The following is a 17,385-nucleotide window of genomic DNA, read 5'->3' on the forward strand; positions in this document are numbered from 1 at the left end:
AAGTGCCCGAAGTCCTCAAAGCCCCTCTCGTCGTCGAGTTCCCCTTCACCCGCTCGCTCGGCCCTGTCCAGAGCGCGTTCCTGACCGGCCTGCGCGAGCGCACCGTCCTCGGTGTGAAGACCGCCGACGGCAAGGTCATGGTCCCGCCCGTCGAGTACGACCCCGTCACCGCCGACGAACTCCGCGACCTCGTGGAGGTCGAGTCCACCGGCACCGTCACCACCTGGGCCTGGAACCCCGAACCCCGCCGCGGCCAGCCCCTCGGCACCCCCTTCGCCTGGGTCCTGGTCAAGCTCGACGGCGCCGACACCGCCCTCCTTCACGCACTCGACGCGCCGGGCCCCGACGCCGTGGCCACCGGCATGCGCGTCCGCGTCCGCTGGGCCGCCGAACGCACCGGCGCCATCACCGACATCGCCTGCTTCGAGCCGTACGAGGGCGAGCTCGCGCATGCCGAACCCGCCGCGCACGACGGGCGGTTCGACGATGCGGTCACCGGGATCGTCGCCCAGGCCCGTCTCGACTACGTGTACTCCCCGGGCCGCGCCCAGACCGCGTACATCAACGCCCTCGCCGACCGGCGCACCGTCGGTGAACGCTGCCCGTCCTGCCGCAAGGTCTACGTCCCACCGCGCGGCGCCTGCCCCACCTGCGGCGTCGCCACGACCGACCGGGTCGAGGTCGGCCCGGCCGGCACTGTCACGACCTTCTGCATCGTCAACGTCAAGGCCAAGAACCTCGACATCGAACTGCCCTACGTCTACGCCCACATCGCGCTAGACGGCGCCGACCTCGCGCTCCACGGCCGCATCGCCGGCATCCCCTACGACCAGGTGCGCATGGGTCTCAGGGTCGAGCCGGTGTGGACCGAGGGCGGGCGCTACCCCGACCACTACCGGCCCACCGGCGAACCGGACGCCGACTACGACACGTACAAGGAGCTGGTGTAGATGCGAGAGGTAGCGATCGTCGCCTTCGCGCAGAGCGACCATCTGCGCACGACCGACGAACTCTCCGAGGTCGACATGGTGATGCCGGTGCTGCACCAGGTCCTGGCGCAGACCGGCCTCAGGACGAGCGACATCGGCTTCACCTGCTCCGGCTCCTCCGACTATCTCGCGGGCCGCGCCTTCTCCTTCACCATGACCCTCGACGGCGTGGGCGCGTGGCCGCCGATCTCCGAGTCCCATGTGGAGATGGACGGTGCCTGGGCGATGTACGAGGCCTGGGTGAAGCTGCTGACCGGCGAGGTCGACACCGCCCTCGTCTACTCGTACGGCAAGTCGTCGCCGGGCTCGGTGCGCGACGTGCTCACGCGCCAGCTCGACCCGTACTACGTGGCCCCGCTGTGGCCGGATTCCGTTGCCCTGGCGGCCCTTCAGGCGCAGGCCCTGATCGACGCGGGCGAGACCGATGAGCCCGCGCTGGCCGGGATCGCCGCAAGGAGCCGGGGGTCCGCCGCGGCGAACTCCCACGCACAGGTGAAGGGTTCGGTGCCGCAGGGCGACTACGAGGTGCGGCCGCTGCGCAAGGGCGACTGCCCGCCCGTCAGCGACGGCGCCGTCGCCGTGATCCTGGCCGCCGGGGACAAGGCCCGCGCATTGTGCGAGCGGCCGGCCTGGATCCGCGGCATGGACCACCGCATCGAGGCGCACAGTCTCGGCGTCCGCGACCTCACCGACTCCCCCTCCTCGCGGCTCGCCGCCGAGCGAGCGGGTGCGTTCGAACGGCCGGTGGACACCGCCGAGTTGCACGCACCGTTCACCTCCCAGGAGGTCGTCCTGCGCAAGGCGCTGAAGCTGGGTGACGACGTGGCCGTGAACCCCTCCGGCGGCGCGCTCGCCGCCAACCCGGTCATGGCCGCGGGTCTGCTGCGTATCGGAGAGGCCGCCGCCCGTATCCACCGCGGCGAGTCCGACCGGGCGCTCGCGCACGCCACGTCCGGCCCCTGTCTGCAGCAGAACCTGGTCGCCGTCCTGGAAGGAGAGGCCCGATGAGCAGCACGGTGAGCGGCGGGGTGAACGGCGGGGTCAACAAAGAACCCGTGGCCGTCGTCGGTATCGGCCAGACCAAGCACGTCGCGGCGCGCAAGGACGTCTCGATCGCCGGACTGGTCCGTGAGGCGGCCCGACGGGCTCTGGATGACGCCCAGTTGAAGTGGGCGGACATCGACGCCGTGGTGATCGGCAAGGCGCCGGACTTCTTCGAGGGCGTCATGATGCCCGAGCTGTATCTCGCGGACGCGCTGGGCGCGGTCGGCAAGCCCATGCTCCGTGTGCACACGGCGGGCTCGGTCGGCGGTTCCACCGCCCTCGTCGCCACCAACCTCGTGGCGTCCCGCGTCCACAGGACCGTCCTCACCCTCGCCTTCGAGAAGCAGTCCGAGTCGAATGCGATGTGGGGCCTGTCCCTGCCGATCCCCTTCACGCAGCCCCTGCTCGCCGGCGCCGGCGGCTTCTTCGCCCCGCACGTGCGCGCGTACATGCGGCGCACCGGCGCACCCGACCACGTCGGCTCCCTGGTCGCGTACAAGGACCGGCGCAACGCGCTGAAGAACCCCTACGCGCATCTGCACGAGCACGGCATCACTCTGGAGAAGGTCCAGTCCTCGCCCATGCTGTGGGACCCGGTCCGCTACTCCGAGACCTGCCCGTCCTCCGACGGAGCGTGCGCCATGATCCTCACCGACCGTGCGGGCGCGGCCCGTTCGCCGCAGCCGCCGGCCTGGATGCACGGTGGCGCGATGCGCAGCGAGCCGACCATGTTCGCGGGCAAGGACTTCGTCTCGCCGAAGGCCGGCAAGGACTGCGCCGCCGACGTCTACCGGCAGGCGGGCATCGGCGACCCCCGACGGGAGATCGACGCCGTCGAGATGTACGTGCCGTTCTCCTGGTACGAGCCGATGTGGCTGGAGAACCTCGGTTTCGCCGACGAGGGCGAGGGCTGGAAGCTGACGGAATCGGGCGTCACGGAACTCGACGGCGACCTGCCCGTCAACATGTCGGGCGGCGTCCTGTCGACCAACCCCATCGGCGCCTCCGGCATGATCCGCTTCGCGGAGGCCGCGCTCCAGGTCCGGGGGCAGGCGGGGGAACACCAGGTCGACGGCGCCCGGAAGGTGCTCGGGCACGCCTACGGGGGCGGCTCGCAGTTCTTCTCGATGTGGCTCGTCGGGGCGCACCCGCCCACGTCCTGAACGGCTCAGCGCCGCGGCCTGTGCGCCGCGCGGGCCGATCGCTAGGCTGGCGGGCGGACGACGAACCGGGAGGAGCACGGACGTGGCCGAAAGCACCATGGAGCAGCACACGCTCGCGGGTTGGGACAAGCCGGACCTCGATCTGAGTGCCGCGGACTGGCATTCGAGCAGCAAGGGGCTGGGGGACGTCCAGATCGCCTTCGTCGAGGGTTTCATCGCGATGCGCAACGGCGGCAGTCCCCAGAACCCGTCCCTGATCTTCACGCCCGCGGAATGGGGGGCGTTCGTGCTGGGGGCACGCGAGGGGGAGTTCGATCTGACCTGAGCGGGTCCGACCTCGGCGGGTCCGACCCGAGCCGGTCCGACTCGAGTCGGCCCGGCCCGAGCCGCGGTCAGGTGACGTTTCCGGCTTTTCCGGCGACATGTGACTTACAGCCCTGCCCCCTGGTCCCGGTGTGCGCGAGGCTGGGGGCAGGAACAGTCGCTCTTGCCGGGGCCCGTCGACACCGTGCCCCGGTGTCGGAGGTTGGACATGAGTACCCCGCGCCCCCTGCCCGTCGTGGCCGCCGTCGACGGATCCGAAGACAGTCTGCGCGCCCTGGAATGGGCGCTGACGGAAGCGGGCAGGCGCGGGGCGCCCGTGCGGATCGTCCATGTGCGCCAGCACGGTCCCTGGACCCAGCCAGGGGCACTGATGTCCGGCCCGCCGGAGCCCGCGGGTGACTCGGTCGTCGACGAGGTGCGCGCCTCCCTGACCGGCCGAGCCGGTCTGCCGCCGGTGGAATACGTGACGTTGGACGGCGCTCCGGCAGGTGTCCTGCCCGAACTCGGCGCCGATGCACAGCTGTTGGTCCTCGGCTCTCGGGGACGTGGCGGCTTCGCCAGTTTGCTGCTCGGTTCGAACGGTGTGGCCGCGGCACGGGACGCCGCCTGCGCCGTCGTCGTGGTGCCCAGGCCCGGGCGCACCGTGCACGGTGACAGCGACGTACCGCCCGGACCGCGCGTGGTCGTCGGCGTGGACGTGGACGAGCCCGATGACACCGTCCTCGCCTTCGCCTTCGAGCAGGCCGAGCGGGGCGGGGCGCGCCTTCAGGTGATCGCGGTGTTTCCGTGGCCGGTGCTCGCCTGGACGACGTTCGGCGACTTCACGCCCACGACGGTCGACCAGGAAGCGGCCGAGCACGAGACGCTGACGCTGGTGAACGCGGCGGTGGCGCCCTTCCGCAAGATGCACCCGGATGTCGAGGTCGACCTGTACGTGGCGCCGGGCGACGCGGCCGGGCACCTCGTCGAGAACTCCCGCGAGGCCGACCTCGTGGTCGTGGGCCGCCACCGCCGCCGCCTCACGCGCCCCGCGCCGATGCTCGGCACGGTGACGCTGGCGGTGCTGCTGCACGCGGCGAGTCCGGTCGCGGTCGTGCCGCCGGTTCCGGAGGTCGTGCCGTAGAAGATCCTCGGCGGGTCAGTGCAACACCGTGCACCCCCGCGCTGTGAGGGCCTCGCGCAGCCTGGACGGCACGTGCATGTCGTTCCACCGGAGGTCCAGCTTCTCCAGCGCGGGCAGCTCGGCGGTCCAGTCGGGCAGGTCGCGCAGCCGGTTGGACCGTAGGTCGAGCCGCCGCAGCAGCGGAAGTCCGCGCAGGGATCCGGGCACGTCGGTGAGGGCGTTCTCGCGCAGTTCGAGTTCGCGCAGCTCACGCAGGTGCCGTACGGAATCGGGGAGGTCGGTGAGGCGGTTGCCGCGCAGCCACAGCTCGCGCAGCGCGGTCAGGCCACCGATCGATTCGGGGAGCCGGGTGAGGGTGGCGTGTTGGGCGCGCAGTTCCACGAGGCCCTTCATCGAGCCGATCGATTCGTGGAGTCCGGTCAGCCTGTTCTCCCCGACGTTCAGATAGGCCAGCCGCGAGAGCCTGCCGAGCGAGTCCGGGAGCGCGGTGAGCTCGTTGTCGTGCAGATAGAGGAAACGGGTCAGGCCCGTCAGGTCACCGAGCGTGTCCGGGACCGAGGTGAGGCGATTGTGCCCGAGATCGAGAGTGTGCAGGTGGGGGAGCGATCCGATGCGGTCGGGGAGCCGGGTGAGTGCGTTGTCGGGCAGGAGGAGTACCTCCAGGCGGGGGTGATCCCACACGCCGTCCGGTACGTCGCTCAGGCCCGCCCGCCAGTACGAGAGCACAGTCGGCCTCCCCCGCGATCTAATGGATGCGCGGGACCTTATCATTAGTCCCATGTGTGACATCAGCGCCGATCCACAGAGCGCACCGCTCGCCCTGGACCTCGTCCTCACCATCCGGCACGACGGGCACGGTGGTGTCACCGATGACCTCGACCGGCCCGAGGCGCTGACGGCCTGGGTGCGGGAGCGTGCCGACGTGCTGCCGGGCGCCGCCGGGTTCGAAGCGGACACGACCGCGCTCGCCGAGGTGCGCGAGGTGCGGGCCGCCGTCCGCGCGCTGTTCGCCCACGCCGTGCGCCCCGGTGAGCCCAGCCCGGCGGACGCGCACCGGCTGCTCCCCGTGAGCGAGGCCGTGCGGCGGCTCAACGAGGCGGCGGCGCTCGCCCCCACCGTTCCCGTCCTCACCTGGGACGACGGTGCCGTCCCCCTCGTACGCCACGAGGCGCGCACCCCCGTGCCCGCCGCCGACCTGCTCACCGCGGCCCTGGCCCGCGCGGCCGTCGGTTTTCTCGCGAGCGGCGACCGCGAGCGGCTGCGGGCCTGCCACGCCCCGCGCTGTGTGCGCTACTTCCTGAAGGACCATCCCCGCCAGGAGTGGTGCAAGCCGTCCTGCGGCAACCGCGCACGGGTCGCCCGGCACCACGAGCGGCACCGCGCGGAGGCGGTACGGGACTGAACTCACCGCGGGCGAGAGCCTGTTGAGCGAGGGTGCCGACGTGGGCCCGGGCCGGCGCCCCCTGCCGGTTGCACACTGACGAGCAGGCCCTGGCGCCGCAGCGCGAACCCCCGATGCCCCCGGATCGGCCCGCGTCGGCCCGGTCGCGATTCCGTCGGCGCCGCCGCCCGCGCGCCGCGGAGCGCCCCGGTGCACGTACCATTGCGGCATGTCCTTCCTCCGCCGACGCAGCTCCGCCACACCCGCGGGTCCTGACTTCGATGTCCTCGCCATGGATCCGGGCGACTGGCCGGGCAATCTCGGCGCGGGCCTGCTGCCCGCCCCCGACGGCAGCTGCCAGGGCGTTTTCCTGCGCTACGACCTGTTCGGCGGCCGCGGCCCCGCGATGATCATCGGCAATCTCCCCGAGGGCTCATCGGCCCGCGAGACCGCGGAGGGCGAGATCCCCTTCGAGGTCGCCCAGCTCCTTCTCGCGCTGGAGAACGACGAGGAGGTCACCGTCGTCGACACCGAGGACGTCCCGGTGATGCAGGGCGACAACCTCCTCATCGTGCGCCGCCTCAAGCTCTCCGAGGGCCGGATCTCCTGCGTGCAGTTCGACCGCAGCGACAACGTCCTCGTGACCATCGCGGCCTGGGACCGGCCCATCACGGACGACCTCTACGCGCTTTTGAAGCCGCTGCCCCCCGAGCTGTTCCAGCAGGCCTGAGCCAGGAAAACCGGCCGGGCCCGGATCCGCCCCCACAGCAGATCCGGACCCGGCCGAGTCATGTGCGCTCTAGGCTCCCGACGGCAGTACCTGCACGTCGGCGGCCCGGACGTACGCCACCCGGTGACCGAACTGGATCTCGTAGTAGACGTCCTTGCCACGCACCACCCGGTGCGACGTCGTGTCGAACGTCGGCGAGAAGAAGTACTCGGCGGTCGTGCGGCCGCCCATGACGTAGCGCTGCCCCGCGAGCAGCTTGTACGGCAACGGGGTGACCGCCTGCGGGGTGATGTCCGCGGGGTACGCCTCCTTCTCGGGGTAGGCGCGCCCGTACACCGGGACGTCGGTGCGGCCGGCCTTCGGGGCGATGACCAGGCCCGCCGCGTTCACGGCCGTGGGCTGCTTCTTCGGGTTCTTGAACCAGGCCTTCTGGCCGAGGTACCAGACCGCGGTCCAGTCACCCTTGCGCTCCGCGACCGCGTACTGCTGGCCGGTCGACAGGCGCGCGCCCACGTCGTTCACGTCGGTCGTGGAGTCCTGGCCGCCGGGGCGCAGCCCGATGTCCTTGATCAGCGGGGCGTCCTCGCTGGGTGCGGTGTACACCCGTACGGCACCGGAGCCGTGCTCCGCACATGTCTCGCCCGCCTTGACGCAGCCCGTGTACACCGGCTTGTTCCCGGCGAAGTCGGGCGCCACGGTGACGAGGCCGCCCTTGCTGCCCGCGGTCGCCTTGAACGGCTTGCCCAGCAGCGCGAAGTAGTGCGCCCAGTCCCAGTACGGACCGGGGTCCGTGTGCATCGCCGGGATCCCGCCCGGTGTGGTCCCCGGCACGTTGTCATGGCCCAGGATGTGCTGCCGGTTCAGCGGGATGTCGTACTTCTTCGCCAGGTACTTCACCAGGCGCGACGACGCCCGGTACATCTCCTCCGTGTACCAGGAGTCGGGCTCGGCGAGGAAGCCCTCGTGCTCCAGGCCCAGGGACTTGGCGTTGACGTACCAGTTGCCGGCGTGCCAGCCGACGTCCTTGGCCTTCACGTGCTGGGCGATGTGCCCGTCCGTGGAGCGCAGCGAGTAGTGCCAGGCCAGATACGTCTTGTCCTGCACCAGCTGAAGCGTCGTGTCCCACGTCGCCTCGGTGTCGTGGATGACGATGTAGTCGATGCTCTGGTCGTTCGGCCGGTCGGCGAGGTCGTGGTTGCCGTAGTCGCCGTCGCCGAACTCCTCGTAGGGCGCCGGGATCCACTCGCACGACACGGTCGGTGGGCACTCCGTGCCGCTCTCGTCGGACTTGCGCAGACCCATGCTCTGTACCTGCGCCGCGTCGGGCTTCAGGCTCTGGTCGGCCGCGAGCTCCACGCGCTGCCCGGCGTCCGTGGTGCGCCGTTCGCCGTCGTGGATCACGGCGAACACGTCGTTCGCGTACGTCGCCGCCGTGGCGGTGTCGTCGGCGCCGGAGAACTTCGCGATCGCGCCGTACCAGTCGGCCGGGTCGGAACTGAGGGGCTTGCCGAGGGCCTTCTGCGCCGCGGCGAGCAGCGCGGCGCCGCCGCGCACATTGGCCGCCGGGTCGGAGCGCAGCTGTGCGGCGGGGATGCCGCTGAGCTCGGCGGCGCGCGTCAACGACTTGAGGCGGGCCGGGAGTTGGGAGTTCTGCGGCACCTTCGTCTTCGGGGTGAGCGCCGGCCGTGACGAGTCGCCGCGCGGATCGCCCTCGGCCTCGCTGTGCGCGGCCACACCGGCGAGCGCGGCGCGGGCGTCCGTGAGGTGCATCGGGCCGTAGCCGCCGGTGACGCTGGGCGCACCACCGTGGGTGTCCCATCGGGACTGCAGGTAGGAGACGCCGAGCAGGACGCTCTGGGGCACGCGGTACTCGGCTGCCGCGCTCGCGAACGCGTGCTGGAGGCTCGCGTCCGACGCCTCCCGGGCTTCGCTCGGGGGCGCGGCGCCGAGGAGGGGGAGCAGCAGGGCCGCCGTCGCGAGCGTCCCCGCCGCCCGGGCCGCCTGGTTGGTGCGTCTGCGGGCGGCCGGGGAGCGGTCGCTGGTGGTCGAGGGCAAAGCGGCCTCCTGGGAACGGTCCTGGGACAGATCTCGACGGGTGTGCGGGGGCGATCGTGGGTCAGTGGTATCGGCTTGACGACGATCCGTCAATCATGCTCAGGGCAGGGGATTTCCCATGTCAGCGCCCGTTCGGCGGGCTTTCGCCGGGGAGGCCTCACCGCCTGCGGCGCGTCAGTGGAGTGGACCAATGACCGTTCGGAAAGAGTCGGGCCGCCGTCTCGGCATACGGGCGGGCTCCGCGCGCCTGACTCGCGTACTCCACCTGAACGGGGGATCGGCCACGCGGGTGTCCTTCCACAGCCGGCCCTGGGCAGTCAGCGCGCTGACGTGCCCCCGAGGACCCGGTCCACCTGTTCCGGGGAGAGGGCGTGCTCGATCGCCAGGATGGCGGCGCCGACCACGGCCGCGTTCGCCCCGGTGCGGCTGGGCTCGATCCGCAGCACATGGGTGGCCAGCGGATGGGAGCGGCGGTACACGGCCTCCCGTACGCCCGCGAGGAGTTGGTCGTGGACGGCGGCCAGTGCGCCGCCGACCACCACCGTGTCCGGGTTGAAGAAGTTCACCAGCCCCGCGAGAACCTCGCCGACCGCACGCCCCGCCTCGCGCACCATCCTTACGGCGTCACGGTTGCCGGACTTCACCAGGCGCACGACATCGCGGCTCGACGCGGCGTCCAGGCCCAGGTCCGACAGCTCGCGGGCCAGCGCCGCGCCGCCCGCCACCGCCTCCAGGCAGCCCGAGTTCCCGCACCGGCACGGCGCCGCCTCCTGACGGCTGTCGCCGACCCGGATGTGCCCGATGTCGCCCGCGCTGCCCTGCGCACCCCGGTGCAGCCGACCGTCCGCGACGATGCCGCAGCCGATGCCCGTACCGACCTTGATGTAGAGGAGATAGCGGGTGTCCGGAAACGCCCGGCGCTGCTCGGCCAGCGCCATCACGTTCACGTCGTTGTCGACGAGGGCCCGCACGCCGAAGCGGTCGGCGAAGAACTCCGGGATCGGGTACTGGTGCCAGCCGGGCATGATGGGCGGATCCACGGGCCGGCCGGTGGTGAACTCGACGGGGCCCGGCACGCCCACACCGATCGACTGGAGCGAGGCCGGGTCGAGGCCCGCCTCGTCGACGAGCGCGTGGAGCGTCCGCTCGACGTGGCCGAGAATCGACGCAGGACCGTCGGCGATCGACAACTGGTCCTCACGCAGGGCGAGTTGCTCCCCGCCGATGTCGAGCAGTGCGACCCGGCAGTGCGAGGCGCCCAGGTCGACGCCCGCCACCACGTGCTCGCGGGTGCGCAGATGGAGGCGGCGCGGGGGCCTGCCTCCCGTCGAGTCCCCGGCCTCCGCCCCTGCCTCGATGAGGAAGCCGTGCGCGATGAGCGCGTCGACGCGCTGCGACACGGTCGAACGCGCGAGACCGGTGATCCGGGCGATGTCCGCGCGGGTCGCGGCGGCCCCCGTACGCAGCAGGGCGAGGACCTCGCCGGGCGACGACGGCGGCGCGGAACTTGGGTGATCCGGCGCTCCAGGCATGGCAGTCACGATAGGGACGGGTTCCGCTGCTCACAAGCCCGATGCTGTTCGCCGATCGACCTAAGTACCCGTCAGTTTCCTTTGTACAAACCATGGTTGGACCCTTGACAGGTCAAAGAAGGGTCAGCGCATTGCAATGCAGACCGCTGATGAAGACTGCCGAAGAGGCCGGAGAGGCTGAACGATGCAGGCGACACAGACGATGTTGACGATGCACGGCGTGTCCAAGAGCTTTCTCGGTGTACGGGTGCTGCACGGGGTCTCCCTGGACCTTTACATCTCGCACCGCCTGCGCGAGGTCTTCGACCTCTCGCAGCGCATCACCGTCCTGAAGGACGGCCGGCACGTCACGAACGTACGCACCGAGGACACCGGCACCGGCCAGGTCGTCCGCGCCATGGTCGGCCGGGAGCTCAGCGCCTACTACCCGCCGCGCGCCCGCCCCGGAGAGGCCGGTGACGTCCGGCTGAGTGTGCGCGATGGAGGCAACGCGCGCCTGCACGGCGTCGATCACCCGATGAGCGTCGAGGGCATCGGACAGGTGAGCTACAAACTGTCGTCACCGTACGGCGTCGGCTCCATCGAGCTGCGCGCGGACGCCCCCGACGGAAAGCTCCTGTCCACCACACCCGTCCCGAACACCGGCGGCTGGGACACCTACCAGGCCACGCCCGCCGTCCCGGTCGACGCACCGACCGGAACGCACAAGCTGTACCTCGTGTTCAAGTCCCCGCAGGACAACTCGTTCGACGTGGACGCCGTGCAGTTCAGTAACCCGTAGGCCCCTGGGACAAGGGCACACGAGAAACCGCGGTGCGCCGCTGTCCTGGCGCACCGCGGTTCCTGTCCCCTCAGCGAGTGCCGACCGCAGCACGCACGGCCCTGCGGGCCAGCTGGCAGTCGTCGTGCAGCCGCCTCAGCAGCAGCCGCTGTTCCTCGCCGGACGGCGCAGCACCGTGCGGGGCCGTGCCCGATGCCGCCGGGGTCGTGTCGTGCATCGAACGCTGCACGGCCGTCTCGTACGTCCGGATCTCCCGCGTCAGCACGAGCATCAGGTTCACCAGGAACGCGTCCCGCGCCGCGGGCCCGCCGGACTGCGCGAGCTGGCTGATCTGGCGGCGCGCCACCGGCGCGTCACCGAGCACCGACCACAGCGTCGCCAGGTCGTACCCCGGCAGGTACCAGCCCGCGTGCTCCCAGTCCACGAGCACCGGGCCCGCCGGGGACAGCAGGATGTTCGACAGCAGTGCGTCACCGTGACAGAACTGGCCCATGCCCTGGCGGCCCGACGAGTGCGCGATGCCGTGCAGCAGCTTCTGCAGATCGCCCATGTCCCGGTCGGTGAGCAGTCCGAGGTCGTGGTAGCGGGAGATCCGGTCCGCGTAGTCGAGGGGCGCGTTGAACGTGCCGGCCGGCGGACGCCAGAGGTTGAGCCGGCAGATCGCGCTGAGCGCGGCCCGCACGTCCGCCCGGGGCGGTGCCTCGGCCGGGTGCCGCTGCAGGGCGGCGACCCGGCCGGGCATCCGCTCGATCACCAGCGTGCAGTTGTCGGGGTCCGCGGCGATCAGCCGCGGCACCCGGACCGGTGGCCGGTGCCGGACGAACGAGCGGTATGCCGCTATCTCATGGCGGATCTGCTCGGCCCAGACGGGAGAGTGGTCCACTAAACACTTGGCGACGGCGGTGCTGCGCCCTGTGGTGCCGACGAGGAGCACGGACCGTCCACTGCGGCGCAGCACCTGCACCGGATTGAACTCCGGGCAGATCCGGTGCACCGACGCGATCGCCGTGCGCAGCTGCGCGCCCTGGGGACCGGACAAGTCGAGTCTCCCGCTGAGCGGTTGGGTGCCGACCCCGGGGACGCGCCTTGTCCGACCGGAGCCGAGCGCTGCGGCCGCAGGTCGCGCGGGGTCGAGATACGGGCCGCTGCCCGCCGTCGGGGCCTCCCCTGCGCGGCCGTTGCCGCGAGCCGGGGGCCGGGCGTAGAGCGGCCGGGGCGGGGCGGACACGGAGGACGATGCTGCGTACATGGGCGAACAGATCCCTTCGTGTGCCTGCGAGTTGCCTGCGCCACCCGCCCCGGGGAACCGTGGTGCACCCTGGGGAGTGAGCCGCGGCAACCGGGTCGGGGTGGCGCATTCCTACCTGACACCCGGTGCCCACTGGCACACCATCTGGCGCACCCTGGCGAACCCTGGCGAATAGTCGCTCTGCAACTGACAGAGGGTTACTGTCAACTCAGCCGAGAACCTGGGGGCTTGACGTGAACGGACAACCCAACACCCGCCTGAACGACCTGTTCGGCCTCGCCGGCTGGTCCAAGGGGGAGCTCGCGAGGCTGGTCAACCGGCAGGCGGCGGCCATGGGCCACCCACAGCTGGCGACCGACACCTCACGGGTGCGGCGTTGGATCGACATGGGAGAGATCCCGCGCGATCCGGTGCCACGGGTGCTGGCGGCTCTGTTCACCGAGCGACTCGGCCGTGTCGTGACCATCGAGGACCTCGGTCTGGTCCGGCACGGGCGCACGGGGAAACGGCGTGACGACGGGGCTGTGCAACACCCCGACGGAATGCCGTGGGCGCCCGAGCGGACTGCTGCGGTCCTCACCGAATTCACGGGAATGGACCTCATGCTCAACCGACGCGGCTTGGTGGGCGCGGGTGCCGCGCTCGCCACTGGATCCGTACTCAGCGGCGCCATGCACGACTGGCTGCACACCGACCCGGCCCTCGCGGCCGACTCCCCACGTTTCGAAGACCCCCTGCACGCCGACCCCGCTGGGTTCGACCGCTATGAGGCCGCCCCCATCGGGTCGCAGGAGATCGAGGAACTGGAGCGCTCCGTCGAGGTGTTCCGGGCCTGGGACGCGGCCCGCGGTGGCGGCCTGCAACGCAAGGCGGTGGTGGGCCAGCTCAACGAAGTGGGCGGCATGCTCAGCTACCGGCACCCCGACCATCTCCAGCGGCGCCTGTGGGGCGTCGCCGCCAACCTGGCCGTCCTCGCGGGCTGGATGTCGCACGACGTCGGCCTCGAACCCACGGCCCAGAAGTACTTCGTCATCGCCGCGCACGCGGCGCGGGAGGGCGGCGACCGGCCGCGCGCCGGGGAGGCCCTGTCCAGGGCGGCCCGTCAGATGGTGCACCTCGGCCGGCCCGACGACGCACTCGACCTCATGAAGCTCGCCAAGTCCGGATCCGGCGACCAGACCCTGCCGCGTACCCGGGCGATGCTCTACACCATCGAGGCCTGGGCACAGGCCTCGATGGGCAAGGGCCAGGCCATGCGGCGCACCCTCGGCCAGGCGGAGGACCTCTTCGTCTCCGACAAGGGCGACGTCCCGCCGCCCAGCTGGATGCAGATGTTCGACGAGGCGGACCTGCACGGTATGCAGGCCCTGGCGTACCGCACCCTCGCCGACCACGAGCCGGCCGCGGCGAGCACCGCGCAGCGCCACGCCAAGGAAGCCCTCGAACTGCGGGCGAACGGGCGGCAGCGGTCGCAGATCTTCGACTACATCTCGCTCGCGTCGGCCCTGTTCATCGCCGACGACCCGGAGCAGGCCGACCGGTACGCGCGCCTGGCGCTGGTGTCGATGGGGGCCAACTCCTCCCATCGCACCTGGGACCGGCTCCGCGAGATGTACCGGCTCACCGGGCAGTACGCGGGGTACCCGAAGATCGTGGACCTGCGTGAGGAGATCAAGCTCGCGCTGCCGAAGACCCCAGGAAAGCCCACGGGAGGCAAGCGCGCTCAGGCGTGACCCTCGGGGGCACGTGGTCCGAATTCAACAAGTAGCTCTCTGCCAGCAGCTGTCCGCGTCAGGAGCCGATCCTGGCGACCAGCACACAGGCCTCGTCCGTGCGCTCATGCGCGGCGAACTCCTCGAAGACCGTCCGCACACAGTCCTGCGCGGTGGCGGCCTCGGCGAGTCGTGGCGCGAGATCGAGGAGCCTGTTCACCGCCGCGGCGCCGCTGCGGTGGGGGACCAGGCCGTCGGTGTGCAGCAGCAGCAGATCGCCTGCGCGGAGCGACTCCTCGGCCAGCCCGTACGTGGCACCCGGTGTCGCTCCGAGCAGCACGCCCTCCGGCGGCGTCAGCGCACGCCCCACCCCGTCGCGGAAGAGCAGCGGGGCGGGGTGTCCCGCCTGCGCCCAGGTCAGCGTGCGTGACCGGGGATCGTAGCGGCAGCAGACGGCGCTGCCCAGTGACGGCTGAACCGACGTGTCGGTCAGCTGGTTGAGCCAGCCCATCAGCTCGTCGGGGCGGGTACCCGTGACGGCCATGCCGCGCAGGGCGCCGAGGAGCATCGCCATGCCGGAGGTCACGGCCACACCGTGTCCGGTCAGGCCGCCGACGCTCAACAGGGTCTGACCGTCCGGCAGTTCGAGTGCGTCGTACCAGTCGCCGCCGACGAACTCGCCCGTCGACGACGGCAGATGGCGGGCCGCGAGGTCGAGGTCGTGCGGTGCCCCCTGGGAGAACCGCAGGGAGCCACGCCACGGCGGCAGCACGGCCTCCTGGAGCTCGACCGCGAGCCGGTGTTCCGTCTGCTCGATGTGCCGCCGGCGCTGGAGCGAGTCATGGGTCTCGCGTACGGTCCGCTGGGTGCGGCGCAGCTCGCTGACGTCGCGCAGGACCGCCCACATCGAGGCGGTGGAGCCGTCGGCGTCGAGCACGGGCTCGCCCATCATGTGCACCGTGCGGGCGGTGCCGTTGGTGCGCAGGATGCGGAACTCGCCGTCGATCGGCTTCCCCTCGATGAGGCAGTCCGTCACCATCCTGGTGAGCATGGCCTGGTCATCGGTGTGCACGACGGACGGGAGTTCGTCGAGGGTCAGCGGGGGCGCGTCGGGGCTGCGGCCGAGGATCTGGAACAGCTCCCCGGACCAGCTCGCCTCGTCGGTGAGGAGATTCCACTCGGCGCTGCCCACGCGGCTGAGCAGGGAGCCGCTCGGCGGCTCGGCCGGCCCACAGCCGCCGGCCTCGGGGACCAGCGAATCCGCCGTCGGGCGCGGCGGCCCGTCGCGCAGCTGTGCCAAGTGCTTGTCGAGGTCGCTGAGTTGGTGCACGGCGAGCTCGTAGAGGGCGCGCTGCCAGCGTCGCTCGGGGTCACCGTCGTCCGAAATGGCCTCGCGGCGCACGGCGTCGACATCACCGAGCAGCCGACGCGTCTGCGTGATCAGCGCGTCGACCGAACCGTGCTCCGGCGGCTGGGCGGCGGGGCGGTCCGCGAAGACATGGGGAGGCATGACGTACTCCGATACAGGCGCGGCACGACCAAGACTGACGGAAGGACCGGTAATGACTGTTGCACAGCCGGACAGGCCCCGTAAGGGGTTTGGCAACACCCGGTGCGGTGATGCTTCTGGCATATACCTGAGTCCTCCCGGGCGTCCGGTTCACACGCGCAGCCACACCGCCGTGTCCCGTGGGAGCCGCCCCTCGTCGTCCAAGGGGCCACTGGCCAGCAGGAAACGTGAATGCGCCGGGAGCGGAGCGGCCGGATCGGAGAAGTTGACGACGCAGACCAGGCCCTCGCCCCGGGCAAGAGCCAGTACGCCAGGGGAACTCGGGAGCCAGCGCATCGGCCCGTCGCCGAAGCCCGGCTCCGTGCGGCGCAGGCGCAGCGCCTCCCGGTAGAGCGACAGCATGGAGCCCGGATCGGCGTCCTGCCGAAGGGCCGCGTACGTCCCCCAGCCCGCCGGCTGCGGCAGCCAGGGCTCCCCGGCCGACCCGAAGCCGTACGAGGGTCCGTCCTGCGTCCAGGGCAGGGGCACGCGGCAGCCGTCGCGGCCCGGGTCGGTGCCGCCGGAACGGAAGTGCATCGGGTCCTCGATGCGGCCGGGCGGAACCTCCGCCTCGGGCAGGCCCAGCTCCTCTCCCTGGTAGAGGTAGACGGCCCCCGGCAGGGCGAGCGACAGCAGCGCCGCCGCGCGCGCCCTGCGGGTGCCGAGCGCCAGGTCCGTGGGTGTGCCGAAGCGCTTCGACGCGAAGGCGAACGCGGTGTTCGACCGGCCGTAGCGGGTCACCGTCCGTGTGACGTCGTGGTTGCACAGGACCCAGGTCGCGGGAGCTCCCACCGGCGCGTGGTGGGCGAGCGTCATGTCGATGGACTCGCGCAGTTCCGACGCATCCCATGGGCGTGACAGGAAGTCGAAGTTGAAGGCCGTGTGCAGCTCGTCGGGGCGCAGATAGCGGGAGAAGCGCTCGGGGTCGGGGACCCACAGCTCGCCGATGAGCACGCCGTCGTACTCGTCGGCGACGGCCCGCCAGGAGCGGTAGACGGTGTGCAGCTCGTCGCGGTCCACATAGCCGCTCGTGTCGTCCTCGGCGGCGTCGGCCAGTGCCGGGTCCTTGGCGAGGAGCGCCGCCGAGTCGACGCGTACGCCCGATGCGCCTCGCTGGAACCAGAACCGCAGCACCTCTTCGTGCTCGTGACGCACCGTGGGGTGCGCCCAGTTGAGGTCCGGCTGCTCGGGCGTGAACAGATGCAGGTACCACTCGCCGTCGGGTACGCGGGTCCAGGTCTCGCCGGCGAACTGGGAAGGCCAGTTGTTGGGCGGCAGTTCGCCGTGCGCGCCCCGGCCGGGGCGGAAGTGGAACAGCTCGCGCTCGGGGCTGCCCGGGCCCGCCGCCAGCGCGGCCTCGAACCAGGCGTGCCGGTCGGAGACATGGTTGGGCACGACGTCGACGATGACGCGGATGCCGAGGGCGCGCCCCTCCTCGATGAGCTTCTCTGCCTCGGCGAGCGTGCCGAACGACGGGTCGATCGCCCGGTAGTCGGCCACGTCGTAGCCGCCGTCCGCCATCGGGGAGCGGTACCAGGGGGTGAACCAGATCGCGTCGATCCCCAGGCGGGCGAGGTGGCCCAGCCGGGCTCTGACCCCCGCGAGGTCGCCCGTCCCGTCTCCGTCGCCGTCGGCGAAGCTGCGTACGTACACCTGGTAGATGGCGGCGGAACGCCACCAGTCGCCGGTGTCTGGGGTATGGGGGGCTGCCACGTAGTGGTCCTTTCGGGCAGGAGGGCGTGCCGGGGCGCGC

Annotated in this window: 15 protein-coding genes; 9 read left to right on the plus strand and 6 right to left on the minus strand. The window is 71.5% G+C overall.

All coding sequences use genetic code 11. From position 1 onward, the window contains the following. Positions 1-2 precede the first annotated feature (2 nt). From ACZ67T_RS18770 to ACZ67T_RS18790, 5 genes are all read left to right on the plus strand, one after another. Positions 3-950 carry a Zn-ribbon domain-containing OB-fold protein gene (locus ACZ67T_RS18770; RefSeq protein WP_469985270.1) on the plus strand — a complete coding sequence of 316 codons (948 nt, stop codon included), beginning with the start codon at positions 3-5 and terminating at the stop codon, positions 948-950. Next, a complete protein-coding gene (locus tag ACZ67T_RS18775; RefSeq protein ID WP_469985272.1) occupies positions 951-1,997 on the plus strand; it encodes a thiolase domain-containing protein in 1,047 nt (348 codons plus the stop codon). Further along, positions 1,994-3,196, plus strand: a complete 1,203-nt coding sequence (locus ACZ67T_RS18780) for a thiolase domain-containing protein (RefSeq protein ID WP_469985273.1) — start codon at positions 1,994-1,996, stop codon at positions 3,194-3,196. Before ACZ67T_RS18775 ends, ACZ67T_RS18780 begins: the two co-directional genes overlap by 4 nt. Positions 3,197-3,293: 97 nt before the next feature. Then, positions 3,294-3,521, plus strand: a complete 228-nt coding sequence (locus ACZ67T_RS18785; RefSeq protein WP_469985524.1) for a DUF397 domain-containing protein — start codon at positions 3,294-3,296, stop codon at positions 3,519-3,521. A gap of 207 nt (positions 3,522-3,728) precedes the next feature. Beyond that, complete coding sequence (locus ACZ67T_RS18790) at positions 3,729-4,643, plus strand: universal stress protein (RefSeq protein WP_469985274.1); 915 nt, start codon at positions 3,729-3,731, stop codon at positions 4,641-4,643. A 15-nt stretch (positions 4,644-4,658) separates the two neighbouring features. On the opposite strand, the gene ACZ67T_RS18795 is transcribed toward ACZ67T_RS18790, so the two are convergent. After that, positions 4,659-5,423, minus strand: a complete 765-nt coding sequence (locus ACZ67T_RS18795; RefSeq protein WP_469985275.1) for a leucine-rich repeat domain-containing protein — start codon at positions 5,421-5,423, stop codon at positions 4,659-4,661. On the opposite strand from ACZ67T_RS18795, the gene ACZ67T_RS18800 reads away from it, so the two are divergent. Beyond that, positions 5,422-6,045 (plus strand): CGNR zinc finger domain-containing protein, encoded by a 624-nt coding sequence (locus ACZ67T_RS18800; RefSeq protein ID WP_469985277.1) that lies wholly within the window; start codon positions 5,422-5,424, stop codon positions 6,043-6,045. The genes ACZ67T_RS18795 and ACZ67T_RS18800 overlap by 2 nt on opposite strands. A 208-nt stretch (positions 6,046-6,253) precedes the next feature. Further along, the gene (locus ACZ67T_RS18805) at positions 6,254-6,754 is read left to right on the plus strand and encodes a hypothetical protein (protein ID WP_469985278.1); all 501 of its coding nucleotides are present in this window, start codon (positions 6,254-6,256) and stop codon (positions 6,752-6,754) included. A 69-nt stretch (positions 6,755-6,823) separates the two neighbouring features. Here the strand turns inward: ACZ67T_RS18805 and ACZ67T_RS18810 are convergent, their stop codons facing one another. Together ACZ67T_RS18810 and ACZ67T_RS18815 are read right to left on the minus strand one after the other, a co-directional pair. Next, entirely contained in the window at positions 6,824-8,809 is a 1,986-nt protein-coding gene (locus tag ACZ67T_RS18810) for an N-acetylmuramoyl-L-alanine amidase (protein WP_469985280.1), read from the minus strand. A gap of 317 nt (positions 8,810-9,126) precedes the next feature. Beyond that, positions 9,127-10,341, minus strand: coding sequence for an ROK family protein (locus tag ACZ67T_RS18815; protein ID WP_469985281.1), 1,215 nt, complete (start codon positions 10,339-10,341; stop codon positions 9,127-9,129). Positions 10,342-10,561: 220 nt separating this feature from the next. On the opposite strand from ACZ67T_RS18815, the gene ACZ67T_RS18820 reads away from it, so the two are divergent. Continuing rightward, entirely contained in the window at positions 10,562-11,122 is a 561-nt protein-coding gene (locus ACZ67T_RS18820; RefSeq protein WP_469985283.1) for a carbohydrate-binding protein, read from the plus strand. A gap of 70 nt (positions 11,123-11,192) precedes the next feature. Here the strand turns inward: ACZ67T_RS18820 and ACZ67T_RS18825 are convergent, their stop codons facing one another. Further along, positions 11,193-12,371 carry an aminoglycoside phosphotransferase family protein gene (locus ACZ67T_RS18825; protein WP_469985284.1) on the minus strand — a complete coding sequence of 393 codons (1,179 nt, stop codon included), beginning with the start codon at positions 12,369-12,371 and terminating at the stop codon, positions 11,193-11,195. Positions 12,372-12,604: 233 nt separating this feature from the next. Between ACZ67T_RS18825 and ACZ67T_RS18830 the strand changes: the two genes are divergently transcribed. Next, positions 12,605-14,104 carry a DNA-binding protein NsdB gene (locus ACZ67T_RS18830; protein ID WP_469985286.1) on the plus strand — a complete coding sequence of 500 codons (1,500 nt, stop codon included), beginning with the start codon at positions 12,605-12,607 and terminating at the stop codon, positions 14,102-14,104. 58 nt (positions 14,105-14,162) lie between these two features. On the opposite strand, the gene ACZ67T_RS18835 is transcribed toward ACZ67T_RS18830, so the two are convergent. Together ACZ67T_RS18835 and ACZ67T_RS18840 are read right to left on the minus strand one after the other, a co-directional pair. After that, a complete protein-coding gene (locus ACZ67T_RS18835; protein WP_469985288.1) occupies positions 14,163-15,593 on the minus strand; it encodes a PP2C family protein-serine/threonine phosphatase in 1,431 nt (476 codons plus the stop codon). A gap of 150 nt (positions 15,594-15,743) precedes the next feature. Further along, positions 15,744-17,345 (minus strand): glycoside hydrolase family 13 protein, encoded by a 1,602-nt coding sequence (locus tag ACZ67T_RS18840; protein ID WP_469985289.1) that lies wholly within the window; start codon positions 17,343-17,345, stop codon positions 15,744-15,746. Positions 17,346-17,385: the final 40 nt, after the last annotated feature.

Source organism: Streptomyces sp. NPDC107517, assembly GCF_055582645.1.